Annotated in this window: 21 protein-coding genes, 1 pseudogene and 1 riboswitch; of the genes and pseudogenes, 11 read left to right on the plus strand and 11 right to left on the minus strand. The window is 60.8% G+C overall.

Features of this window, described 5'->3' with window-relative positions:
* The first annotated feature begins 34 nt into the window (after positions 1–34).
* The 3 genes from dedD to I6L40_RS11030 all read left to right on the plus strand — a co-directional run bounded on the left by dedD (position 35) and on the right by I6L40_RS11030 (position 2,207).
* Entirely contained in the window at positions 35–835 is an 801-nt protein-coding gene (dedD, locus tag I6L40_RS11020) for a cell division protein DedD (RefSeq protein ID WP_216994252.1), read from the plus strand.
* A 157-nt stretch (positions 836–992) separates the two neighbouring features.
* On the plus strand, positions 993–1,310 hold the full coding sequence (locus tag I6L40_RS11025) for a heavy metal-binding domain-containing protein (RefSeq protein ID WP_041209401.1): 318 nt from the start codon (positions 993–995) through the stop codon (positions 1,308–1,310).
* A 294-nt stretch (positions 1,311–1,604) separates the two neighbouring features.
* A complete protein-coding gene (locus I6L40_RS11030; protein ID WP_071911419.1) occupies positions 1,605–2,207 on the plus strand; it encodes a hypothetical protein in 603 nt (200 codons plus the stop codon).
* 87 nt (positions 2,208–2,294) lie between these two features.
* Here I6L40_RS11030 and cysG read toward each other — a convergent pair whose 3' ends face one another.
* The 5 genes from cysG to I6L40_RS11055 form a co-directional block, all read right to left on the minus strand.
* A complete protein-coding gene (gene cysG, locus I6L40_RS11035; RefSeq protein ID WP_071911417.1) occupies positions 2,295–3,686 on the minus strand; it encodes a siroheme synthase CysG in 1,392 nt (463 codons plus the stop codon).
* Between the two features lie 172 nt (positions 3,687–3,858).
* On the minus strand, positions 3,859–4,869 hold the full coding sequence (asrC, locus tag I6L40_RS11040) for a sulfite reductase subunit C (protein WP_043849790.1): 1,011 nt from the start codon (positions 4,867–4,869) through the stop codon (positions 3,859–3,861).
* Between the two features lie 11 nt (positions 4,870–4,880).
* Entirely contained in the window at positions 4,881–5,720 is an 840-nt protein-coding gene (gene asrB / locus I6L40_RS11045; protein ID WP_071911415.1) for an anaerobic sulfite reductase subunit AsrB, read from the minus strand.
* 1 nt (position 5,721) lies between these two features.
* Positions 5,722–6,780, minus strand: coding sequence for an anaerobic sulfite reductase subunit AsrA (gene asrA, locus I6L40_RS11050; RefSeq protein ID WP_216994253.1), 1,059 nt, complete (start codon positions 6,778–6,780; stop codon positions 5,722–5,724).
* Between the two features lie 194 nt (positions 6,781–6,974).
* Positions 6,975–7,817 carry a patatin family protein gene (locus tag I6L40_RS11055; protein WP_216994254.1) on the minus strand — a complete coding sequence of 281 codons (843 nt, stop codon included), beginning with the start codon at positions 7,815–7,817 and terminating at the stop codon, positions 6,975–6,977.
* Positions 7,818–8,088: 271 nt separating this feature from the next.
* Between I6L40_RS11055 and I6L40_RS11060 the strand changes: the two genes are divergently transcribed.
* Positions 8,089–9,105 (plus strand): S66 peptidase family protein, encoded by a 1,017-nt coding sequence (locus I6L40_RS11060; RefSeq protein WP_216994255.1) that lies wholly within the window; start codon positions 8,089–8,091, stop codon positions 9,103–9,105.
* Positions 9,106–9,167: 62 nt separating this feature from the next.
* Here I6L40_RS11060 and I6L40_RS11065 read toward each other — a convergent pair whose 3' ends face one another.
* A complete protein-coding gene (locus tag I6L40_RS11065) occupies positions 9,168–11,423 on the minus strand; it encodes an LTA synthase family protein (RefSeq protein WP_216994256.1) in 2,256 nt (751 codons plus the stop codon).
* A 255-nt stretch (positions 11,424–11,678) separates the two neighbouring features.
* Between I6L40_RS11065 and I6L40_RS11070 the strand changes: the two genes are divergently transcribed.
* Entirely contained in the window at positions 11,679–12,764 is a 1,086-nt protein-coding gene (locus I6L40_RS11070) for a hypothetical protein (RefSeq protein ID WP_124242744.1), read from the plus strand.
* Between the two features lie 81 nt (positions 12,765–12,845).
* Here the strand turns inward: I6L40_RS11070 and lysC are convergent, their stop codons facing one another.
* Both lysC and argA read right to left on the minus strand, forming a co-directional pair.
* Positions 12,846–14,198 (minus strand): lysine-sensitive aspartokinase 3, encoded by a 1,353-nt coding sequence (gene lysC, locus I6L40_RS11075; RefSeq protein ID WP_071911407.1) that lies wholly within the window; start codon positions 14,196–14,198, stop codon positions 12,846–12,848.
* A gap of 90 nt (positions 14,199–14,288) precedes the next feature.
* A riboswitch (Lysine riboswitch) is annotated at positions 14,289–14,513 on the minus strand.
* A 107-nt stretch (positions 14,514–14,620) separates the two neighbouring features.
* A complete protein-coding gene (gene argA, locus I6L40_RS11080; RefSeq protein WP_071911405.1) occupies positions 14,621–15,949 on the minus strand; it encodes an amino-acid N-acetyltransferase in 1,329 nt (442 codons plus the stop codon).
* A 268-nt stretch (positions 15,950–16,217) separates the two neighbouring features.
* Between argA and msrA the strand changes: the two genes are divergently transcribed.
* On the plus strand, positions 16,218–16,850 hold the full coding sequence (gene msrA, locus I6L40_RS11085) for a peptide-methionine (S)-S-oxide reductase MsrA (RefSeq protein WP_041209411.1): 633 nt from the start codon (positions 16,218–16,220) through the stop codon (positions 16,848–16,850).
* A 245-nt stretch (positions 16,851–17,095) separates the two neighbouring features.
* On the opposite strand, the gene I6L40_RS11090 is transcribed toward msrA, so the two are convergent.
* From I6L40_RS11090 to I6L40_RS11100, 3 genes are read right to left on the minus strand one after another with little or no spacing between them, the layout of a single operon-like run.
* Positions 17,096–17,434, minus strand: coding sequence for a DUF3802 family protein (locus tag I6L40_RS11090; RefSeq protein ID WP_033115949.1), 339 nt, complete (start codon positions 17,432–17,434; stop codon positions 17,096–17,098).
* 57 nt (positions 17,435–17,491) lie between these two features.
* Entirely contained in the window at positions 17,492–17,968 is a 477-nt protein-coding gene (locus tag I6L40_RS11095; protein WP_071911403.1) for a GNAT family N-acetyltransferase, read from the minus strand.
* Positions 17,965–18,348: an MmcQ/YjbR family DNA-binding protein gene (locus tag I6L40_RS11100; RefSeq protein ID WP_071911401.1), complete on the minus strand. Its 384-nt coding sequence runs from the start codon at positions 18,346–18,348 to the stop codon at positions 17,965–17,967. The genes I6L40_RS11095 and I6L40_RS11100 overlap by 4 nt, the downstream gene beginning before the upstream one ends.
* A gap of 112 nt (positions 18,349–18,460) precedes the next feature.
* Between I6L40_RS11100 and I6L40_RS11105 the strand changes: the two genes are divergently transcribed.
* The 5 genes and pseudogenes from I6L40_RS11105 to I6L40_RS11120 all read left to right on the plus strand — a co-directional run bounded on the left by I6L40_RS11105 (position 18,461) and on the right by I6L40_RS11120 (position 22,220).
* A complete protein-coding gene (locus tag I6L40_RS11105; RefSeq protein WP_216994257.1) occupies positions 18,461–19,252 on the plus strand; it encodes an alpha/beta fold hydrolase in 792 nt (263 codons plus the stop codon).
* A 273-nt stretch (positions 19,253–19,525) separates the two neighbouring features.
* Complete coding sequence (locus I6L40_RS11110) at positions 19,526–20,050, plus strand: PAS domain-containing protein (RefSeq protein ID WP_071911397.1); 525 nt, start codon at positions 19,526–19,528, stop codon at positions 20,048–20,050.
* A gap of 767 nt (positions 20,051–20,817) precedes the next feature.
* Positions 20,818–21,078, plus strand: a pseudogene (locus I6L40_RS21030) (methyl-accepting chemotaxis protein); the annotation flags it as partial.
* A gap of 138 nt (positions 21,079–21,216) precedes the next feature.
* Positions 21,217–21,537: a CZB domain-containing protein gene (locus tag I6L40_RS21035; protein WP_239693805.1), complete on the plus strand. Its 321-nt coding sequence runs from the start codon at positions 21,217–21,219 to the stop codon at positions 21,535–21,537.
* A 215-nt stretch (positions 21,538–21,752) separates the two neighbouring features.
* Positions 21,753–22,220, plus strand: a complete 468-nt coding sequence (locus I6L40_RS11120; protein ID WP_071911395.1) for a DUF4357 domain-containing protein — start codon at positions 21,753–21,755, stop codon at positions 22,218–22,220.
* Positions 22,221–22,298 lie beyond the last annotated feature (78 nt).

Consider the following 22,298-nt stretch of genomic DNA (forward strand, 5'->3'; position numbering starts at 1 on the left):
TGAATTGGATCAAGTAAAGGAAGTAGGAGTCAACTTGGCCTCGAAGTTTCAAAACCGTCTGGTGGGCACCGTTATTCTGGTGGCCCTGGTCGTTATTTTCCTGCCGGACCTGCTGGATGGTCACAAGCTGGCGCAAAAGGAGGAGGCGTTTGCCAAAATTCCGCTGCGTCCCGATCTTGAGCCAGCCAAGCCCGCGTTGCAGGTATCGGCGGCAAGCACGCTGCCGGCCGAGCATCTGGCCAGTCAGCAGCAAGCCTCGGCCGCCCAGCAGTGGCAGGTGGAAGAGGTCGCTGACCCCATGACCCTCGGCAATCAGGGGAGTGCCGCCCAGCAGGCCGGTGCGCAGGTTGCCCAGCAGCCGGTGCAGCAAGCCGCGCCTGCCAAGCCGCAACCCAAGCCGGAAGTGGTCGCCAAGGCGCCGGTTGAACAACCCAAGCCGGCACCAAAACCGGTTCCGACCAAGCCGGTCGAGGTAGCCAAGGCGCCGACTCCTGCGCCAGCCAAACAGCAGGCAGGCCAGATCAAGTCCCTCGATGACCTTATCGAGAGCAAGATGAGCCAGCCGACCACGCCAGCGCCCGCCGCGGCACCGGCGCAGGGGAGCTGGATCCTCCAGCTCGGCGCGTTCAAGAACGTCGACAGCGTCAACGCACTGGTGAGCAAGCTGCGGGCTGCCGGTTACTCGGCCCACACCTCGCCGCGCACGCCGGTGCAGGGACAGATCAACCGGGTCTTTATCGGGCCTGATGTCTCCAAGGCCAAGCTGCAGGGTATCCAGGAACAGATCTCCCAGATGACGGGGCTGAGCGGCTCGGTCGTCGCTTACAATCCCTGATTTTCATTGCACTCGCATCACAACACCGCGCCCGTCGCGGTGTTGTTTTATCTGGCTGTCGCTATTTTTAAGTCCCGCGTCGCAAAGGCCACCACCCGGTTGGGATTTGCGGGGAGTTGGGTTAGTCTGAGCCCTCTGTCACCCATAGGAGTTCAAGATGATCCTCTCGACAACCCCCACTCTGGAAGGCAAGAGCATTCGTGAATACCGCGGCATCGTGGTGGGCGAAGCCATCCTTGGCGCCAATATTTTCAAGGATCTCTTTGCCGGGATCCGCGACATTATCGGCGGCCGCTCCGGCGCCTACGAAAAAGAGCTGGCCCGTGCCCGCGAGATTGCCTTTGATGAGCTCAAGGAGCGCGCCTCTGCGCTGGGGGCCAATGCGGTGGTCGGCATCGATATCGACTACGAGGTGGTGGGGCAGAACGGCAGCATGCTGATGGTCAGCATCAGCGGCACCGCCGTGGTGGTTTGAGATAGCAAGCTCTCCCCCGTGCGCTGAACCCGCGTGTTGACATGACAAGCCGATAACCGGGTTATCGGCTTTTTTGTGCGCGGCGCTTGATAACGGAGATGCCAGATCGGGGGATGATGAAGCTAGTTTTGAAATTAACATATTGATTTTGTTTATTTATAATTTTTCATAACTGGCTGGTGCGGGTTTTATTTTTTTTAACTGGGCCAGCTGTATCGGCTGGACTAGAGTTGTTGCCATCAGGACAACGACTCCTCATGGACGAACACCATATTTTCTTGAAGGCGTATCAAGATGCACAAAAAATCTGCTCTGCTGACTGTTATCACTCTGGCCATCGCTGCTTATGCTGGTAGCGCGGCGGCAACGGTTCCGAACTTTACCGCTGACTGCCCGATGAATATCAAGGTCAAGTCGCAGGATGGCAACGTCTATATCAACGGCAAAAAGGCCTCGCTGAAGACCAATGCACCCAATGCCTACTCTGCCCAGAGCGGCAAGATCATGATCGGTATTAGCGCCGACTCCGCCACCAGCGAGCCGAGCATTGATTACGCCATCAAGCACGATAACCGTGCCAACGGCATCTGCACCGTGCAATCCTGGTCGGCAGGCAAGGCCGCCACATTGCCGATGGCCAAGGGAGATTCCCCTTATCAGGGCAAGTGGGTCGCCAAAAACAGCGGGACTGGCCAGACAGTGGCCGTCATCCGGGTCGATGGCAAGGAGCAGGTGTGGGTCAACGACGTCAAGGTCAAGGCCAAGCGTGCCGATGGGGCGCTGCAGATCCGGCAGGGGATGATCCTCTATACCCTGCAGGGCGACCCGCGGGTGCGCGGTGAAAGCGAGTGGCAGGACAGTGATGCAGGTTCGACCGGTCCTATCTCTTTCGAATAAATCCGTTTCCCCATTCCGATAAAAGCGACGCAGGCCATGGCCTGCGTCGCTTTTTTACTGGTCTACGGAAGGGGGCGCTATGAGCGGTTACACCCCGGCCAGGGTATTAGCTTCGCCGTACCAGTCCAGTTTGTCAGCCAGGGTCACCACCGAGCCGATGATGATCAGGCTCGGGCTCTCCACCTGAGTGGCCAGCAGCGCCAGCTGTTGCAGCTCGCCGCGCACCACCCGCTGTTGCAGGCTGGTGCCCTGTTCCACCAGCGCCACCGGGGTGTGACCGGGCAGGCCGTGAGTCTGCAGCTCGTCCTGAATGCGGCCGGCATGGGCCAGCCCCATGTAGAAGACCAGGGTCTGGCGGGGGGCCGCCAGCGCCGACCACTCCTGCGCGATATTGCCCTCCTTGTCGTGGCCGGTGATGAACTGCACCCGCTGGGCGTGATCTCGGTGGGTGAGGGGAATGCCGCTGTAGGCGGCGCAGCCCGATGCGGCCGTGATGCCCGGCACCACCGAGAAGGGGATGCCCGCCTCGGCCAGAGTCTCCAGCTCCTCGCCGCCTCGGCCAAAGATAAAGGGATCGCCCCCCTTGAGCCTGACCACCTGTTTGCCCAGGCGAGCCTGCTCCAGCAACAGCTGGTTGATCGCCTGCTGGGGCACACAGTGGCGACCCGCCTCCTTGCCGACAAAGATCCGCTCGGCATCCCGGCGCACAAGTGCCAGCACCTCCTGCGAGACCAGCCGGTCATAGACCACCACATCCGCCTGTTGCAGCTGTTGCAGACCGCTCAGGGTAAGCAGCCCCGCATCGCCGGGGCCGGCGCCCACCAGGATGACGCTCCCCTTGCTCTGCAGCGGCTCATCGAGCAGCTCGGCGACGCTCTGCTCGGCAGCCTGCTGCTGGCCGCGCGCCAGCTGGCATGCCAGTCGCTCATGGCTAAAGAGCCGCTCCCAGAAGCGGCGGCGAGCCAGCTTGTCCGGTATGGCCTTGACTCGCTCGCGCAGTTTGCCCGCCAGCGCCGCGAGCTGGCCGATGTGCTGCGGCAACATGGCTTCGAACTTTTCCCGTAGCTGGCGGCTCAGCACCGGCGCCGAACCTGCGCTGGAGATGGCCACCATCAGCGGCGAGCGGTCGATGATGGCGGGCATGATGGCGCTGCAGTGGGCCGGAGAGTCCACCACGTTGCAGAAGATCTGGCGCTGATTCGCTTCGTTGAAAACCTGCTGGTTGACCCCGGGCTGGTTGGTGGCTGCGATCACCAGCCATTTGCCATCGAGCAGCTCGGGGTGAAAGTCGGCGGCGCAGACCGTGAGCAACCCCTGCTCGGCCCAGCTCATCAGCTGGGGCTCGAGATGCGGGGCATTGATGGTGATCTTCGCCTTGGCATCGATTAGCAGGCGCGCCTTGCGCACCGCCACCTCACCGCCACCGACGATAAGTACCGGCTTGTGTTGCAGCTGACAGAAGAGAGGGAGAAAGTCCATAACGGGCTCCGGATACGGGTCCGGCAGCAACGGGCTGCGCAGGACGAAAAGAGGAGAAGGAGTAGAAACACAGTGAAAGGAAAAAGGGGGAAGCGTGATCCACGCCCGGGCCAACGACAGATCCCCACCGGTTGTCGGCCACTATGATCAGCTTCCCCAAACGAGGTTTTTCCTATTGCACCGCTTTGACATGCATGTTGGCGACGTACTGATCTTCGGCCCAGAAGATGCGGTCAGCGACCATGGCTTCCGGATTGAGGGTGACGCCGCGCAGCACCCGCTCCTTGAACTTGTGATAACCGGCCCGATCGATAAGGTGACCCATGTGCAGGTAGATGGGCTTGCCATCCAGCATCTCGGCCTCGAACTCGAACAGGTTCTTGATCACCGCGTGCAGCACCTCTTCGGTCACCCAGTTGAGAAACAGCTTGCCGGTACGGGGGGTCTTCTTGCTGGTGCGCCCCCCCAGCTTGACCATGTAGAGCTGCTTGGGATCCCGCTGCCAGGCGAGGGTCGGGCAGGCCAGCACGCATTCGCCACAGCCGATGCACTTGCTCTCCTCCTTCACCGCCTTGCCATGCTTGATGGCGAGGCAATCGACAGCGTGGTGGCTGCACGCCTTGACGCAGGCACCGCAGCCGATGCAGCGCTCGGCATTGAAGTGGATCTTGGCGATGCCGAGGATGCCGAAGTCGGCCATGTTGGCCTTGGCGCAGTCGTTGGGGCAGCCGGCGATCACCATTTTGAGGTGATAGGGGTTGGGGTAGAGGTGCTTCTCCATCCGCTGGGCCAGCCCGGTGCAGTCGATATTGCCCTTCTGGCAGATGGTGTTGCCCTGACAGGCGACGATGTTGCGTCCGCCGATGCTCTGGTAACCGGCGCGGGTGTCCTCTACCTCGATGCCGCAGGTCTCCACCTCAATCTCCCTGATAAAGGGCTCGAGGGCGGCATTGACCTTGTCCATGTCCTGATACTTGATGCCGGGCATCGCCAGCTTCTGGCGGGTGGTGAGGTGGATCAGGCCGTTGCCATACTGTTCGGCAATCTGCTGGGCCACCGCCAACAGGTGGGCGGGCATGATCCCGCCGGGAATGCGCACGCTGATCATCGCTTCGCCGCGTACCTTGGAGAGGCGGTATTCGTTCTTGGCGCGGGCCTTGATGATGTCGATATCGAGACTCATGGTGTTCTCCCTTAGTCGATCAGATGCTGGGCCTGGTCAAAACGAAAGACCGGTCCATCCACGCAGATATAGGTGTCGCCCATCCGGCAGTGGCCACACTTGCCCACGGCGCAGGCCATGCGGCGTTCGTAATCGACCCAGATGCGATCCTTGGGGATGCCGCGCTCAAGCAGGGCGAGCACCACGAAGCGGATCATGACGGGAGGGCCGACCACGATGGCCTGGATATCCTCGCTATCCGAGAGGTCCAGCTGGTCGATGTAGTCGGTGACCCGGCCGATGCGAAACTGCTCGCTCTCCTCACCCTCATCCAGCGTGACGATGAGATTCTGGCGCTCGGCCCAGAGCGGCATCTCGTGGCGATAGAGCACCGCCTGCTCGTTCTTGAAGCCGAGGATCATGTCGAGGGATTTCACCTGTTCCGGGTGTTTGCTAAAGCGGCGCAGCAGCCCCTTGACCGGGGCGACGCCGGTGCCGCCCGCCACCACGATGAGGTGCTGGTTGCGATAGGCCTCCAGCGGATAGCCGTTGCCGTGGACGCCGCGCATCCACACCTTGTCGCCCACATCGAGGGCAAACAGGGCATCGGTGACCTTGCCGACCTTGCGGATCAGCAGATCCACATAGCCATCGCCATAGTCGGAGACCGAGATGGGCGCCTCGCCGACGGTGGGCAGGGAGATTTCGACAAACTGACCGTAGTGGACATCAAAGTCGCGGGAGACCCGAAAGTTCCACTCCAGCTCGGTGTGACGCTCGATGGCCAGAATGGTGTAGGCCCTGGGCCGCAGGCGGTTTTCGACCACCTCCTGCTGCTGTTCTGCTGTTGCGGTTTGCTGGCACTGGCACATATCAGTTCGCCCCCTGCGCGTGGTCGGCCGCGATGGTCTGTTCGACCACATCGGTCATCTTGTTGATGATGTTGCTAAAGGAGATGTAGTGAGGGCAGCGATCGTCGCAGCGGCCGCAGCCGACGCACATGTGCTCCTCCCCCTGACGAGCCTTGTAGTCGTTGACCTTGTGCAGGGCGCGATAACGCAGGCGTTCGCCATGCTTGGCGCGAAAACCGTGGCCACCGGCCATGTCGCTGAAGCCATCCACCATGCAGCTGGCCCACTGGCGACGGCGTTCACCCTGCTTGGGGTTTTCCGCATAGGTGAGGTCGTGCACGCTGTAGCAGCTGCAGGTCGGGCAGGAGGTGGTGCAGCGGCCGCAGCCGATGCAGCGGCTGTCGTACTCGGCCCAGACCGGATGGGCGGTGAGGATCTGGCGGATCCGCTGTGGGTCGTCACAGACACGGTCCGGGGTACGCACCTTGACCGGGTTGCTCTGGACAAATTCCGGGGTGAAGTCGTCGAGCTCGCCCAGCTCGGCAAAGTAGCCGAGCAGCTCGGGATCCTTCACCTCGATACGGGCACCCTCATCGCTCAGACGAATGGCGGCGGCGTAGTCCCGGGTCTCATTGCTGCCCATGGAGACGCAGAAGCAGTTCTCGAAGCTCTCGCGGCACTCCAGCAGTACCAGCTTGAGCTTGCTGCGCAGCCGGGCGTAGTAGACGTCGCTGTTCTGGCCGTTCTTGAGATAGACCTGATCCAGCCTGCGCAGGGCGTGGATATCACAGCTGCGCAAGAACAGCAGGGTGGGTTTGGCCTCCACCCTGGATTCGCGCAGCTCCAGATTGTCGAAGTGGAACAGGGTCTGGGTGATGGGGAGCACCACCTCTTTCGGGGAGAAGTGGGACTTCTCCTGCCACACCAGCTCGGCCGGATGGCGGATGCTGTGGTAGGTGACGTTGTCGGTGTCGGAGAAACGACCGCCCCGATATTCGGCCGCAGGGGCCATGATCCGGTAATCGGGTAGCAGCCGCTCGAACAGCTGCGCCAGCGCGGGCTGGGTGAGAAGAAACGACATAAATAAACACCTTGTCTTGGGGTGACATGCCTTGGCATTGCAAGGGGCTGTCTGTCCCGGTATTGACTGGCCGGGAGAGCTGGGCTGCTCTCCCGCGGTCCGGTTTATGACTCATCTTGTTCAACTGACCCGATGGTTATTGTGTTGGCGGCGCGTGCGTCGCGGCAGGTCGGGTCATGCCTGTGAAACTCTTGTCAATTGAGCAGGGCGGCCTGATAGCCGGCGCACTTGCCCATCACGTATCCCATCTCCAGCTTGTTGATATCGCGGGTAAAACGGGACACCGGGAAGTAGTCGGCCGGGGCGATCACCTCGATCTGGCAATCAGCGGGCGGATTGGCGATGAAATCGAGCGCCTCGTTGTAGCTGCGATCCCGCTGCTCCAGCGCCTGTGCCAGCGCGGGGTGAGTCTTGAGCAGGGTGCGGATCATCCAGGGGAAGGGCATCGGCTTGAGCCGGTAGCCCAGCGGCTCGGAGAGGATCACTGTCATCTGGCGGGCGCCGCGGCGGTAGGCCTCGATCACCGGGATGGAGTCGGCGACGCCACCATCGGTCATCGGCACCCCGTGCACCTCGGGATATTCGCGAGAGGCGAGGGGAATGGCGCAGCTGGCGGGCAGCACCTCATCCATGTTCTCCGGTTTGACCCGGATGTACTCCGCCTTGCCGGTCAGGGCATTGGTCACCACCGCATAGAAGGGGATGCCGCTCTCCCGATAGCGATGGATATCGAGGGGGTATTTGCGGCAGCTGGTGTGCCAGAGCCAGTGGATATCCACCAGATTGCCCCCCTTGGCAAAGCGCAGCGGGTCGAGAAACTCCGGGGTGCAGGCCAGCTCGGTCAGGATGTCGTGGCTGCGGCCATGCTGGCTGGCGAGATAGGCCAACAGGTTGGTCGCGCCAGCAGAGACGCCGATGGCAAAGTCAAAGGGGCGGTAGTCACGTTCGATAAACGCATCCAGCACGCCGCTGGCAAATATGCCGCGCATGGCGCCACCTTCAACAACCAGAGCTGTGGGAGATACGGTTCTGTTCATGACGGGGTCCTCATTGAAATCGGCGTTGCAAGAGTGTCGGTCGGCGGCAAGTTTCAAGCCTGCCCGGGCGACCATTCTGGCTGCCAGCCGGGGCTGGCTATCGCAATGAGGTCATTCTAGGAGCGCTGTTTTGTTTAGAATATCTGTTAATAATGAATAAAGCGTTTTGTATTTCTAAACGATGGCGAGCCAGCCGTTGTGCCAACAGGGGCGATAAGAGATAGTCAGGGCTCTGTTTTCACGCTTTGATGAGCCCCGGGAGATGTGCCTGATGACAAGACTGCTTGCCCCGCCACTCCAGCGCGGCGACACCATCGCTTTTTTCTCCCCCTCCAGCGCGGCAACCGCCTGGGCCCCCACCCGTTTTGCCCGTGCAAAAGCCTTTCTCGAAGGGCAGGGCTTCCGGCTCAAGGCGGGCAGCCTCACCGGCCAGCAGGATCACTGGCGCTCCGCCCCCATCGCCGCGCGGGCCGAGGAGCTCAACGCCCTTATCCGTGACCCCGAGGTGCGCTGCATCATGTCGGTGATTGGCGGCAGCAACTCCAACTCCCTGCTCCCTTATCTCGATTTTGCTGCGCTGAAACGGGATCCCAAGATCATCGTCGGCTACTCCGATGTGACGGCGCTGCTGCTCGGCATCCATGCCCAGATAGGTTTGGTCACCTTTTATGTCCCGGCGCTGGTGGCCTCGTTCGGCGAGTTGCCGCCGCTGGTGGACGAGACGCTCGCCAGTTTTTTACAGATTGTGCTGGCCGACGAGACTGCCGTCCCCTGCACGTTACCCACCCCGGCGCAGTGGAGCGATGAGCGGCTGGATTGGGAAAATCAGACCCGGGCCAAGCAGTGCCAACCCAACCGGCTGATCCCGGTGGGGACAGGTCGGGTAGCGGGGCGGCTGATGGGCGGCAACCTCAATACCATGGCGGGGATCTGGGGCTCCCCCTATATGCCGGCCATCGAGCGCGGCGATATCCTGCTGCTGGAGGACAGCCTGAAATCTGCCGAGACGGTGGAGCGCTCTTTTGCCCATCTCAAGCTGTGCGGGGTGTTTGATCGGATCGGCGCCCTTATCCTCGGCAAGCACGAGCTGTTCAACGATCAGGGCAGTGGCAAGCGCCCGCTCGATATCCTGCTGGAGATGGTGGGGGAGCCGCACTTCCCCATTCTGGCGGAGTTTGACAGCGCCCATACCCACCCCATGCTGACGTTGCCGCTGGGCGTCGAGGCGGAGCTGGATCTCGACCGCCAGCAGCTAACGCTGCTTGATCCATGGTGGCAGAGCGCCTGACGGGGGCAGGAAGCAGACAAGGCCGCTGATGCGGCCTTGTCTGTTGTTGGGGGATGGGATTGTCAGGGCAGGGCATCGGCCCGGAAGCTGGCACGGATCTGCGGCACCAGCGGCGAGACGTCGAATCCCTTCTCCTCGCCCAGCACCGGATGGAGCAGGGGGCCGTCGCTGATGGGGGTGAGATTGCCGGCCAGCAGCTGGCGAGTGGCTTGCCCCATCTGATAGAGCTGGCGCACCGGCGCAAACTGGGTCGCCAGATTGAGGGGGTCATCGGCGCGGGTGAAGGCCATCATGGGGATCTGATAGGTGGCATCGCGCGCCGGTTTGTCGCCGTGAATGCCCTTGCCGGCCGACATCAAAAACGGCTGGTGATCGCCAAAGGCGATGACCAGATAGCGCTTGCCCGACTGATCGAGACTCGTGAGCAGCCGCTCCAGCGAGGCCATGGCATCCACCACCCCGGTGTAGTAGGTATTGAGCAGCTGTCTGTCACTCTCGCTCTCGTTCGGGCAGGCGCCGCTGCGCTCCTGTGCCTGATAGTGGGGGCCATCGAAGGGGCCGTGGCCCTGCATGGTGACTGCGTAGGCAAAGAGCGGTTTGTCATCCTGTTCGCTGCGTTTGAGCAGGTGATCGACGAGGGCATCGTCCGAGATATAGAGCCCCTTGTGCTCGAGAGTGGTAAAGCGGGTGTCGAACCAGCGCTCCTGATAGCCAAGCGCCGGGATCGCCTTGGCGCGGCCCCAGAACTTCTCCACATAGGGGTGGACGAATAGGGTCTGGTAGCCACTCTGGTTGGCGCTGCGGGCAAGGCCCGGCACCTGATCAGAAAGGTAGTAGTAGGGCACCACCCCCTGCTTGAGCAGCCCCACCGGCAGGCCGGTGTTCATCTCGAACTCCGCCAGCACGGTCATGCCGCCGGTGGTAGGGGAGTGGATGGTCTTGTGCCACTGCTGGATGGTGGCGGGCAGGTTCAGGGTGGGTGCGGGGGCGCAGAGCCGCCCCTGCCAGTCGAGCATCAGCGACTCATATTGCAGCACGATCACCAGATCCCAGCGCGGCGCCGCCCCCTGCTGCGGTTGGCTCAGCTGGGGGGTGAATTCGTTGATCTGCAAGGGGTAGCGAAACACGCTGCCCTGTTCCAGCATCTCGTCCACCAGATTGAACAGATAGAGGCCAGGGCCGGAGCGGATGATGTCCCTGTGGTAGTTGACCGCCCGATCCACGTAGCGCACGTTGGCCCCCAGCAGCTTGTTGCTGGTCTGGGTGGCAAACACGCAAAGGGCAAAGAAGGCCACGGTGGCGGCGGCGGTGCGCAGGATCCAGCGGGAGAGGGCAAAGCGCCAGCAGAGGAAGAGCACGATAGCGCCGCCAAGCAGCGGCACGACGGGGTGCTGATCCTGCAGGATCCGCAGCAGCGCCATCAGGTTGCCGAGATCATCGCCGCCGAGCGGCACGCCATAAATAGCGATCTTCATGAAGTTGGCCAGCAGCCCTATGCCGGAGAGGGCGGTAAAGACCAGCCCCATGTAGAGGTTGAACCCGGCCAGTGCGCAGAGGCTCCACCCCAGCACCATGCTGCCCCAGGCGAGATAGTAGTGCTCCGGGCGAAAGCCTGACCAGAGCAGAAATTCCCCCAGTTTGAACACCACGAAGCCGTGCAGCAGCACGAAGGTGAGGTTGCCGAGCAGCAGGCTGCCGATGATGCGCCAGCGCAGACTGCGGCGCAGCCTTGGCAGCACCGCCTTCAGCACGGCGGCGCTCAGCGCCAGTACCAGCGTCAGGCTCACCATCAGGTAGGTGAGGTTGAAGCCCTGCTCCGGCAGGGTCTGCAGGATCTGGCTGAAGTCGCCGCTCTCGGGGCGATCGGCCAGCAGCAGGCCGATCCGCAGCTGGTAACGGCTGGCCAGCGCATCGTCGGGGGCGCGCAGCGTGCTGTTGAGATCCAGAGTGCAGCGGTGTTGGCGGCACACCTGACGCTTCTCCACCGGCTGGCTCAGCTCGTCGATCCGCTCCCCCTTGTCATTGAGCAGCTCCACTCGCACCTTGTCCCCCGGCTGGAGTGGCCCTCGCAGTTGCCACTGACTGCGCACCACCAGATAGAGGCCGCGGCTGTCGCTCTTGTAGAGCAGGGCGTGGCGGGTGAGGGTGGCCAGCGGGTTGTCGGCTGGCCCCAGCACCAGCGGTTGGGCACGGCCAAGCCAGCTGCCGGGATTGATGAGGGGCAGCAGCAGGGTCACGATGAGCAGGCCACCGAGCAGGATCAGCAGCAGGCGGGAGAGACTCAGGGCGCGGCGACGGCCTGAGAAGAGGCGATTCATATCAGCTCATCCTTTGAGCAAGTGAGAGAGATGCAGATCATCTGCATACTATTTGACCCGATGGTGCGTGGCCGGTTCATGGATGTCAATTTAATGACCGCCTGATGAATTTTTGGTTGCACTTCGGCCCTGCATATTGTGATCCCGATCGAGAGGTTGTCCGGAATATGTGATGAAAGCGTCATCATGAACGTTTGCTGCTGGTCTGCGAGAGAGGTGCTGTTTAGTCTCTCAGTAGCGACAGGAGGTATATGTATGAATCCCAAGGTGATGGCACGGCAAGCCAGATTGCTGCGTATGCTCGAGAGCAAGGAGGAGATCCGGGTCGGGCGCGAACGTGACTGTCCGCTTCCCGTGGCGCAGCTGGTCAAACTCAAGGATTCCCATCCGTCGGTGATCAAGGTCTATCGTCACGGTCTTACCGCCGAGGTGTTTCATCTCAAGATCGATGGCCATCACTGGTGCCTCAAGCGGCGCCGCAACGATTCGCTGGTCGCCAACCTCGATGGTAAGACCGCTTTCCTCACCGAACTGGAGCGGCGGCGCGAAATCGAAGCGCTGCGCGAGTTGCATCCCACAGTTCTCTCCCACGTGGTCTGTACCAGCTTTGGTTCGGCCCGCGCCGGCATTCTGGTCTCGCCCTGGCTGCGGGGCGTGCCGGTGCATCAGCTCAACGAGCGCAATCTGGCGCAGATGCTGGAGGTGCAGGGGGAGCTTGCCCGCTGGGGCTGGTTCGACTGGGATCCGAGCCCGGGCAACCTGCTCGATGACGGCGAACATATCAGCGTGTTCGACTTTGGTTACATGTGGCCCTTTGATCCCCGTTTCGAGTACAACTCCAACGGGCTGGTCGACCCGCAATTTCATGTGCCGGAGCGGCTGGAGACCCGCACCCTCTCAGGGCTCTGGCTCGATGAGGCCGATCCCTTGCCGCAGTTCCGCTACTGGCGCGAGCTCTGTCTGAAATGGGTGAAACGGGAGATCCACCACCTGATACGGGAAGGCGCCAGCGCACCCGTGCTGGCCCGGTTGCAGAGCCTGCAAGGGGAGTGGAGTGCCGCGCTGGCAAGCGACGAGGCGCTCGCTGCCAACTGGTGGCGGGATATGTATCGCAGCCACCGGCTCGATGTGGCCGACGATCTCAGTGGCCGCAGCTGCAGCCCGCTCACCCTGCGTCGTCTCGACTGGCTGGAGCAGGCGGTGACCGACCACTACGAGCAGCTGGTCGACAATCTCTCCAGCGAAGAGCTGGGGCTGGGCCAGAGCGAGCTGCTGGCCAGATTGCAGCGCCAGCGCCGCGAAGTGATGGCGTGCCAGTTGCCGGTGACCACCTGTGCCTGAGCCAACGCCTCAGCTAAACAGAAATGAAAAGGGCACCTTGCGGGTGCCCTTTTGCATGGTCGGATTTGCCAGCCGTGAGGGTTAGTCCAGCAGCTCCTGATGGAGGCGGTTGACGATCTGGCCCGCTTCGCCCTCTTTGACCAGGAAGCAGAGGTTGTGAGCGCTGGCGCCATAGCAGATCATCCGGATGTTGTGATCGCGCAGGGCATCGAATACCCGGCTACCCACCCCGTTGACCTCGCTCATCCGGTTGCCGATCAAGGCCACCAGAGCCAGCTCGTTCTCCACCTCGACTTTGCAGAGCTGGCTGAGTTCAGCCAGCACCTTGTCGCTGAGCACAGGTTCGCCATTGCTCTGGCTGCCGGTGTGATCCAGGGTGAGCGACACGCTCACCTCCGAGGTGGTGATGAGGTCTACCGAGATGCGATGACGGGCCAGAATGCCGAACACCTCGGCCAGAAAGCCATAGGCATGGAACATGTTGAGGCTGTGCAGGGTGACCAACACCTGCTGGCGACGCAGGGCCACGGCGCGAAACAGCGGGCTGGTGTCCGTGGTGGAGCGGATCCAGGTTCCCCCTGCCTGCGGCTCCCTGCTTGAGCCGACAAAGACCGGAATGTTCTGGCGCACCGCCGGTTGCAATGTGGCCGGGTGGAGCACCTTGGCGCCGAAGGTGGCCATCTCTGCCGCCTCGACAAAGCTGATTTCGGGAATGGGGCGGGCCCGGGTGACGAGGCGCGGATCCGTGGTGTAGATGCCGGGTACATCGGTCCAGATCTCGATACTGGTGGCATCGAGCGCCTCGGCGAGCAGGGCCGCGCTGTAGTCGGAGCCGCCACGGCCAAGCGTCGTCGTGCGGCCATCGCCATCGGAACCGATAAAGCCCTGGGTGATGACGAGGGTGTCCCCGAGCACCGGGCCCAGCGTCTGCTGGCAGAGATCGCGAGTCGCGTTCAGGTCGACGGTGGCCTTGCCAAAGCGGCTGTCGGTGCGCATCAGCTGGCGTACATCCTGCCAGTGGGCATTGACGCCGCGCTGGCGCAGCAACTCGGTAAAGAGGCGGGTCGACATCAGTTCGCCGCAGGCGATGAGGCGATCAGCCAGTTCGGCATCGGTCTGCTGGCTGGCCTGCTGCGCCATGGTGCGGATCTCGCCGAGCTGATCGTGGATCAGGGCCGTCACCTCGGCGGGGTGGCCAAGGTCGGCCAGAATGGCCTGCTGAATGTCGGCCAGCCTGGCCAGCTGGGCTTCGCGGCCCGCGTCGTCCAGCTCACCCTGAGCCAGTGCCACCAGCAGATTGGTGACGCCGGCGCTGGCGCTCAGCACCACGATGCGGGTGGCGGGATTGGCCAGCACGATATCGGCGCAGTTGTTCATGGCCGCGGCGTTGGCGACACTGGTTCCGCCAAACTTGGCGACATTGATCGGGCTCATTGCTTACTCCTGTCTTAATTTAAAAATCCGGATCCATCGGGCAAAAAAGAGAGGAGGAGGCTGAAAATGGCAGGAATGTGCGAAGCGATCCCGGCCAGAAGCACTCCACCCGCAGAGCCCATCCCGTACCCGCCCCTGACAGGGCGCGGTGGGGGATGACCACTACCGATGACAACCCGGGGGATTCAGCCCCCGCAGCCGACACTGAGGTTTCCAGTCTCCTCAGATGTCTCGGCGCTGCTCCCCCTGACCCAAGTTCACCGGACTCTGGCGTCCTCTCTCGGGCTGCCTGGGCAGCGCTCCTCTTCTGGCTCCACCATGGCGGTGGAGTGCATTTAGAAATACCTTGCGTTGGATTGGACTGTCAATCGAGTTTGTAAAAAAGTTCAAAATGTCAGCTAACTCAACGCAGAATCAATGAGTTACACAATGGTTTTTGACAAAACCTTGGAGCGACGCTGCCAGTTGTAGAGGCGCTGGCGCTCAACCGGCAGATCCTCCACCTCCAGCGGCTCGAACCCCCGCTCCCGGAACCAGTGGATGGAGCGGGTGGTGAGCACGAACAGGCGGCGGATGCCGAGCCGTTTGGCCCGCTCGGCCACCTTGGCCACCAGCTGATCACCCCGGTTGGAGTTGCGATAGTCGGGGTGGATGGCGACGCAGGCCATCTCCGCCATCGCCTCTTCCATAAAGCAGTAGAGGGCCGCGCAGCCGATGATCAGGCCATCGCGCTCGATGATGGTGAACTTGTCGATCTCCATCTCCAGCTGCTCGCGGGAGCGGCGCACCAGAATGCCTTCCTCCTCCAGCGGGCGAATGAGGTCGAGAATGCCGCCGATGTCCTCGATGGTGGCGGCGCGGGCCCGCTCGGCGCTCTCCCGCACGATCTGGGTGCCGAGGCCGTCGCGGCTGAACAGCTCCTGCAGCATGGCGCCATCATCCTGATAACTCACCAGATGGGAGCGGGGCACGCCGCCACGGCAGGAGGCAATGGCCGCGCGCAGGTAGCGGGCGGTGCCTGACATCTCTTCGCCCGCCTGCTCCAGCTCCACCAGCAGCTCTTCGGCCTGCTCGGGGAAGAGCTCGGAGATGGCTTCGCCGTGTCTGTCCATCACCCCCTGGGTGCTGCTGAAACAGATCAGTTTGTCCGCCTTGAGATCGACCGCCACCCGGCGGGCCACCTCTTCGGAGCTGAGGTTAAAGCTCTCGCCGGTGACCGAGCAGCCGATGGGGGAGATGAGCACCAGACTCTTTTGATCGAGCTGGCGGGTGATCCCCTCCACATCGATACGGCGCACCCGGCCGCTGTGGCAAAAGTCGATGCCATCATCCACCCCCAGCGGCTGGGCGGTGACGAAGTTGCCGCTCACCACGCTGATCCGCGCACCCTGCATCGGAGTGTTGGCGAGCCCCATGGAGAGCTGGGCTGTGATGTCGTACTGCAGGCCGCCACACACCTGTTTGATGATGGCGAAGCTCTCGTCATCGGTGACCCGGATCCGCTTGTGGTACTGGGCCTCGATGCCGGCGCGGGCCAGCGCTTCATCGTTTTGTGGACGTGAACCAAACACCAGCACCAGCCGTATGCCCAGTGTCTGCAGCAGGGCGATATCGCTGACGATATTGGCAAAGTTGGGGTGGCAGACGGCTTCCCCCCCCATCATCAGCACAAAGGTGGCGCCCCGATGGACATTGACATAGGGAGTAGATTGCCGGAAGGCATTGACCAGACTGGGCTCACGTTCACGCACTTGATATTTCTTCCATAAAAAAACAGCGATTGGCTCAATATATGAAAATAAATTCACAAATCAAGACTAAATATTGATTTGGTTGGGTTTGTTGGCCAACCGGATGCCTTGCCCGGACGTAACTGGCCAAAGTGGCAGGAGAGGCGCAGGGGAGTGAAGAGGAGGATGGGGGCGGGAGGCGCCGGTTGATCCGGTGCCACAAACTGTTATCTTCGATGCTCCTTTTCGTCATCGTGCATTGGCACCGGTTTTTACAAGGAGTGGCTTGATGGAACAGATTATTTCGCCGGCAGAGGCGTTGCCGGGGCGCAGCGAGGCCATGGTGATTGGCCAGCAGCATGCAGTAAACGGCCATCCGACTCAGGGGCCCTGGCCCGAGAACATGGCGATCGCCTGGTTTGGCATGGGCTGCTTCTGGGGTGTGGAGCGCCTGTTCTGGCAGCAGCCCGGGGTTTACTCTACCGCCGCCGGTTATCAGGGCGGCGTCACCCCCAATCCCACCTACAAGGAGGTGTGCAGCGGGCTGACCGGTCATGCCGAGACGGTGCAGGTGGTGTTTGATCCGGCGGTCATCAGCTATGGCGATCTGCTCAAATTGTTCTGGGAGCAGCACGATCCGGCGCAGGGCATGCGGCAGGGTGGGGACATTGGTACCCAGTACCGCTCGGTCATCTTCTATGGCGACGAGAGCCAGCAGGTCATCGCCCAGCAGAGTCTGGCTGCCTATCAGCAGGCCATGGCGGCGAGCGGCGACAGCCGGGCCATCACCACCCGCATCCTGCCGCTGGCGCCTTTCTACTACGCCGAGGACTATCACCAGCAATATCTGGAGAAGAACCCGGATGGCTACTGCGGATTAGGTGGCATTGGAGTCTGTTTGCCGCCTAGCCTGAATCGCTAAACAGGTTTGTAGTCGATTCCGTAAAAAAAGTGAAAATAAATGGTCGGAGGAGGGAACTTATTGCGACCAGTCGGGACTAACTAGGTAGCGTCCAGGGATCGGATGCGAAGTCCAGACACATTTCTTGCCTTGATAACCGCCTGATGAATGAACGCACTGGCGGGTTGAAAATGATAGCAAGCAGGGCTGCCCACCAAGGCGGCCCTTTTCATATCTGCTTGTTTTAGCTCGGGAGGGGCGATCGGTCAGGCGATCGCGCTGTCGAAGAGGTTCTTGATAAGATCGATGAACTCGATGAGGAAGGCTTTCTGCTCCGGGGTCGGCTCGCGCAGCCAGACGGCGGAGAGCACCTCTTCCAGATCGGCGACCACGGCGTCCGCCTCCTGCATGATGGTAAAACGCACCTTGGGTGCCAGCTGAGGGTTCTGCTCGCAGATGGCCATCAGGTTGCTGGCCACCCGGCTACTGACGAGATCCTCGATGGTCTGCTCGCCACCCGCATTCTGCTGCTGGGCCTCAAACAGTCCCAAACTCTCCACCAGATACTCGATCAGCGAGATATAGCCTTCACTCTCTACCACCATGGTTGCTGCCTCAATACAGTAACAATACGAAAATTAAGCGTATTTTAGTGGCTTGATCTAGCTTGGCAAGCAGCAGTGCAGGCGGTGGCGGGTAAAACTGACTCCGCCGCGCTCCACGCTTTCCACGCCGGTCAAGGTAAAGCCATGCCGTAAAAATAGCTCATAACTGAAGGCGCTGGCCTCGGTTGTGATGGCGCTGATGCCAAGGGCGCGGGCACCTGCCAGCGCCGTGGTAAGCAGCAGATTGCCCAGCCCCTGCCGCTGATGGGCCGCACCGACGTAGAGCAGGCTGAGGTGGCCATCGGCGCTCAGGGTGACAAAACCGGCAGGCGATTCACCCAGCATGGCAACCCAGCCATGATGCTCGCGCAGCTGGCTGACAAAGCCGGGATGTTGTGAACCGAGGGCCCACTGCTCCACCTGCTCCGGGCTGTAGTGCTGGGGGCCGGTGTGGCGGATTGCCTGCTCGAACAGGGTGACCAGGGCTGGAATATGCTGCTCGCCAAGGGGGGCGATAAAGAGGAGCGGCGTCATGCCGAAGCACCCTGATCAGCTGCATTGCGTGCGGGGGCCATGGGCCGTCTGGATTTAGGCAAGCCGGCGACAACCCGCTCATAGGAGTGGTGCACCCAGCCTTGCCAGAGATCATCGGGCAAGGTGCTGTTCAGGGTCACTGTGTTCCAGTGTTGCTTGTTCATATGCCAGCCCGGTTTCACCTCGGGGTGGAGTTCGCGCAGCAACAGCGCCAGCTCGGGTTCGCACTTGAGGTTGATGGTGAGCGGGTCAGCTTGCCAATCCACCAGCGCGAACATCTTGCCGGCGATGCGGTAGACCAGGATCTCCGGGCCAAACGGGGTATCTTCCTGACTGCCCGGCAACGAGAGCAGAAAGTGGCGTAAAGGGGTTAACTCCATGGTCTGGTCTCGCTGTGGGTGATCCGATCAGTGCGGTTGCATATCAATCAGGGGAAGGCATCTGTTACTATGCGCAGCCGAGTATACCCCCCATCACCGAGGGAGCCTATTGATGTTGTATCACAAGACTTTCGAACTGGGTCCCGAGCGGGATTGGGTGGTGTTTGTCCACGGCGCCGGTGGCAGCTCCTCCATCTGGTTCAAGCAGTTGCGCGCCTATCGCGAGCACTTCAACGTGTTGCTGCTGGACTTGCGTGGCCATGGCCAGTCCAACAAGCTGCAGCAGGTGATCCAGGGCCACTACAGCTTTCGGGCCGTGACCGAGGATATCGTTCGGCTGCTCGATCACCTTAATATCCGCTGCGCCCACTTTGTCGGCATCTCCCTTGGCACCATCCTTATTCGCCATCTGGCCGAGCTCTGCCCGGAGCGGGTCAAGAGCATGGTGCTGGGCGGCGCCATTTTGCGGCTCGATATCCGCTCGCGGGTGCTGGTGCAACTGGGCCGACTCGGCCAGCACTTCCTGCCCTATATGTGGCTCTACCGGCTGTTTGCCTTCATCATCATGCCGCGCCAGCACCATCAGGAGTCGCGCAACCTCTTTGTGCGCGAGGCCCGCAAGCTCTGCCAGAAAGAGTTCAAACGCTGGTTCCGCCTCGCCACCGAGGTTAACCCGCTGATGCGTTATTTTCGCGAACGCTCCCTGCCCATTCCGACCCTCTATGTGATGGGGGAGGAGGATCATATGTTTCTGGCGCCGGTGCGCGAACAGGTGGCCCGCGATGCCAGCTCTTCGCTGGCGGTGATCCGGCAGTGTGGCCATGTCTGCAATGTGGAGCAGCCGGAGCAGTTTAATCGCCGTACGCTGGCGTTTATAAACTCCCTCACCTGCAATCGTCTTTAGGCCGGATCACGGGCTGGCGTGCCAGCCTGTGCAAAATGCTTGTTCCTCCCTGCTTTTATCTTTCCTGATTTGCTCACAATGCGTTGATATTGCACGCGTTCAGCCAACTATCTCTCATGTTGTTGCCCTGTTTGCCGCTATCCATATGGAGATAGCTTATGGCTGCATTGGCAACGGGATTTCGACCAAAGATTAACCCCACCTTTTATGGTGCATTGCTACCTTTTTGAGAGATATAGTGCTTATCAATAACCAAGGATGGGAATCTGTATCATGGCCCAAAACATCACCCCCACCCAACGCGAGATCACCTTTCATCAGGATGAGCTGATCGTCTCCAAGACCGATCTGGCAGGCAGGATCACCTACTCCAACAAAGTATTCATGCGACTCTGTGATTATTCGGAGGAGGATCTGCTGGGAACGCCTCACAACATCGTGCGCCATCCCGATATGCCCCGCGGTGTTTTTTGGGGGTTGTGGCACACCCTCAAGGAGAATCGCGAGTTCTTTGGCTTTGTCAAAAACATGACCGCCAACGGTGATTTCTACTGGGTGTTGGCAAATGTGCGTCCCGATTTTCGTGACGGCAAGGCGATCGGCTACTTCTCGGTTCGCCGTTGTCCATCCCGCCATGCCATTGCGACCATTGCCCCCGTATATCAGAAAATGTGTGAGCTGGAGCGGGGAATGTCCGGAGATGCTCCCAAGCAATCCTGGGCCTGGCTGGAGCAACACCTGGCATCTCAGGGGACTGATTACGAACGTTTTGTTCTCAATCTGGTGCAGCAGGATTAAGGAGTCACTCTATGTTGACTGTGCTAACCAAGACCAGCAGTGCCAGTAAAAAACACCTCTTCATCAGTCAGAAATTTTTGCTGATCTGTACCGTGTTCGGCCTCTCTGTACTGATGTTGGCCATCTTTTCTCTTAGTTCGGTCGGGCCGACCTGGTTCAATCTGGGGATCCCCGGGTTGGCGTTGCTCTTTATTGTGCTTGCACTGCGTGAACAACGCAGGCTGGTGGCGATCATGGATCAGATCAACGAAGTGCTGGTGCAGGCCAGTGCCGGTGAGACCCATGTCCGGGTGACCAGAACCAAGGGGCTTGGCGAGCTGGGCAAGATCGCCTGGAACCTCAACAGTTTTCTCGACATCGTCGAAGCAAACATCAAGGATATGGTCTCCTGCTTTGAACATGCTGGTCAGGGACGCTACTACCGCCATGCGTTCAAACAGGGTCTGCCCGGCGAGTTTTCCAAGACAGCCGATAACATAAATCTCTCCCTGCACGCCATTCAGGAGGCGACCGAGCTCTCCCGGCAGGGTAATCTGCTCAACAAACTCCACCAGACCAACAACCAGAACCTGCGCAGCAGTCTGGCTGGGAATCAGGAAGATCTGCTGACCCTCAGCAACAAGATTGAGGACGTACTTGGCAATGCCCAGAGCGGGCTGGATGCATCGCTGCACAGCATGACGGTGGTCGAAGATCTCAGCCAGGAGCTGCTAGGTATCAACCGTGAGATGCAGGATACCGGACGGGCAGCGACCACGCTGGCAGGGGAGAGTGCCCGCATCACCGCTACAGTCAATCTCATCACGGAGATCACCGCTCAGACCAACCTGCTGGCGTTGAATGCTGCCATCGAGGCGGCCAGAGCAGGTGAAGTCGGGCGCGGGTTTGCGGTGGTCGCCGACGAAGTACGGGCTCTTGCCGAACGCACCCGTCAGTCAACCAACGAAATCCGCGATGTGGTCAAGGGGCTGACGACCAGCATCGAACAGATAGTGGGGAGCGTGCTCTCGCTTGGGGAGCGTAGCCAGCGCATCAGTGACAATGTGGACGGTTTTCGTCAAAGCTTCGAGGCAGTGGCCGAGGGAGCAAAATCCAACATCGGTCATCTCCACTTCGCCAGAGGGCTGGCGTTTGCCTCGCTGGTCAAGCTGGATCACATCATCTTTATGCAGCGTGGTTACCACGGGCTGGAAGTTAGGGATAACGAGAGCGTGGCCAGCCATACCGATTGCCGTTTGGGCCGTTGGTACTATCAGGGTGAAGGCGGCGAGTCGTTTGGCAAGTTGCCGAGTTTCAAACACATCGAGGTGCCCCACAAACAGGTGCACGAGGCTGTCAGCAGAGCATTGACTGCCGCACGGGGTGACTGGCTCCATGATGACAGGTTGCTGCACACCATTCTGGCCGAGATGGAGAGTGCCGAGCAGGCTAGCAAGCAGGTGATGCAGTTGCTCAACAGGATGGTCGAGGAGCAGCTTCAGGCTTGAGTAATGTCGTGCCATTAGCTGCAACTGGCAGTGGGAAAATGGCCAGCAGAGAGGAAGCACACTCTGGTAACCGGTTGATGGTCAATGGCTTTCAGCAGAGCGGCGAGAGCGCCAGTTAGTGATCGGTGCAGCAAAAGAGATAAGGATCCTCGCTGGATCCCGCTTGCCCGAGGTGGTTAGAATAGGGGCTTCCATGGGTCACAGGATGAGCAAGGATGTTACACAAGCAAGTCAGTTTTATCATCGATAGCAAGGGGAACAAGCAGGCGGCCGTCGTCCCCATCGAGATCTACAACGAGCTGATGACCCTGCAAAAGGCGCTCTCCGACAATCGTCCCGGGGAGCGCGAGCTCTACCACTTCAATGGCAAGGGTGCCGAGGCCCACGGTTATCCGGTGGGCAAGCGGCAAAATCCGGGCTTTATGGTGCTGGCCGGTTCCACCGCCAACGGCGAGGATGCAGCCTCTTTGCGCGAGGCGGTGATTGAACTGCGACTGGAGCTGCTGAACAAGGGCATTCTGGTGCCCCGCAGCGAAGGGGGTTTTCTCTTTACTGCTGATCAGCTGTTCAACAGCCCGAGTCTGGCCGCGAGCCTGGTTGCCGGCAACAACCGAAGCGGTCTGGATGCCTGGCAAAACAGCGCGGGGTATACCCTGAAACAGTCCGGTTTTGGCAAGAAGTGACGCATATCGGAGGGGATTGAGGCGCACCTGTTGTGACATCTCCCCCCAAAAAGAGCGCCCCCTGTCGCAAGAGAGGGG

Origin of the sequence: Aeromonas sp. FDAARGOS 1410 (assembly GCF_019048745.1) — a bacterium.
GTDB classification, from domain to species: domain Bacteria; phylum Pseudomonadota; class Gammaproteobacteria; order Enterobacterales; family Aeromonadaceae; genus Aeromonas; species Aeromonas jandaei.

Excerpts from the sequence above, each read along its gene's own strand:
- asrC (WP_043849790.1), bottom strand. The coding sequence starts at position 4,869 with ATGAGTCTCGATATCGACATCATCAAGGCCCGCGCCAAGAACGAATAC.
- I6L40_RS11030 (WP_071911419.1), top strand. The coding sequence starts at position 1,605 with ATGCACAAAAAATCTGCTCTGCTGACTGTTATCACTCTGGCCATCGCT.
- I6L40_RS11090 (WP_033115949.1), bottom strand. The coding sequence starts at position 17,434 with ATGGTGGTAGAGAGTGAAGGCTATATCTCGCTGATCGAGTATCTGGTG.
- cysG (WP_071911417.1), bottom strand. The coding sequence starts at position 3,686 with ATGGACTTTCTCCCTCTCTTCTGTCAGCTGCAACACAAGCCGGTACTT.
- I6L40_RS11070 (WP_124242744.1), top strand. The coding sequence starts at position 11,679 with ATGAATCCCAAGGTGATGGCACGGCAAGCCAGATTGCTGCGTATGCTC.
- I6L40_RS11060 (WP_216994255.1), top strand. The coding sequence starts at position 8,089 with ATGACAAGACTGCTTGCCCCGCCACTCCAGCGCGGCGACACCATCGCT.
- msrA (WP_041209411.1), top strand. The coding sequence starts at position 16,218 with ATGGAACAGATTATTTCGCCGGCAGAGGCGTTGCCGGGGCGCAGCGAG.
- I6L40_RS11055 (WP_216994254.1), bottom strand. The coding sequence starts at position 7,817 with ATGAACAGAACCGTATCTCCCACAGCTCTGGTTGTTGAAGGTGGCGCC.
- I6L40_RS11120 (WP_071911395.1), top strand. The coding sequence starts at position 21,753 with ATGTTACACAAGCAAGTCAGTTTTATCATCGATAGCAAGGGGAACAAG.
- I6L40_RS11025 (WP_041209401.1), top strand. The coding sequence starts at position 993 with ATGATCCTCTCGACAACCCCCACTCTGGAAGGCAAGAGCATTCGTGAA.
- lysC (WP_071911407.1), bottom strand. The coding sequence starts at position 14,198 with ATGAGCCCGATCAATGTCGCCAAGTTTGGCGGAACCAGTGTCGCCAAC.
- asrB (WP_071911415.1), bottom strand. The coding sequence starts at position 5,720 with ATGTGCCAGTGCCAGCAAACCGCAACAGCAGAACAGCAGCAGGAGGTG.
- I6L40_RS11105 (WP_216994257.1), top strand. The coding sequence starts at position 18,461 with ATGTTGTATCACAAGACTTTCGAACTGGGTCCCGAGCGGGATTGGGTG.
- I6L40_RS11110 (WP_071911397.1), top strand. The coding sequence starts at position 19,526 with ATGGCCCAAAACATCACCCCCACCCAACGCGAGATCACCTTTCATCAG.
- I6L40_RS11065 (WP_216994256.1), bottom strand. The coding sequence starts at position 11,423 with ATGAATCGCCTCTTCTCAGGCCGTCGCCGCGCCCTGAGTCTCTCCCGC.
- asrA (WP_216994253.1), bottom strand. The coding sequence starts at position 6,780 with ATGTCGTTTCTTCTCACCCAGCCCGCGCTGGCGCAGCTGTTCGAGCGG.
- I6L40_RS11100 (WP_071911401.1), bottom strand. The coding sequence starts at position 18,348 with ATGGAGTTAACCCCTTTACGCCACTTTCTGCTCTCGTTGCCGGGCAGT.
- I6L40_RS21035 (WP_239693805.1), top strand. The coding sequence starts at position 21,217 with ATGCAGCGTGGTTACCACGGGCTGGAAGTTAGGGATAACGAGAGCGTG.
- I6L40_RS11095 (WP_071911403.1), bottom strand. The coding sequence starts at position 17,968 with ATGACGCCGCTCCTCTTTATCGCCCCCCTTGGCGAGCAGCATATTCCA.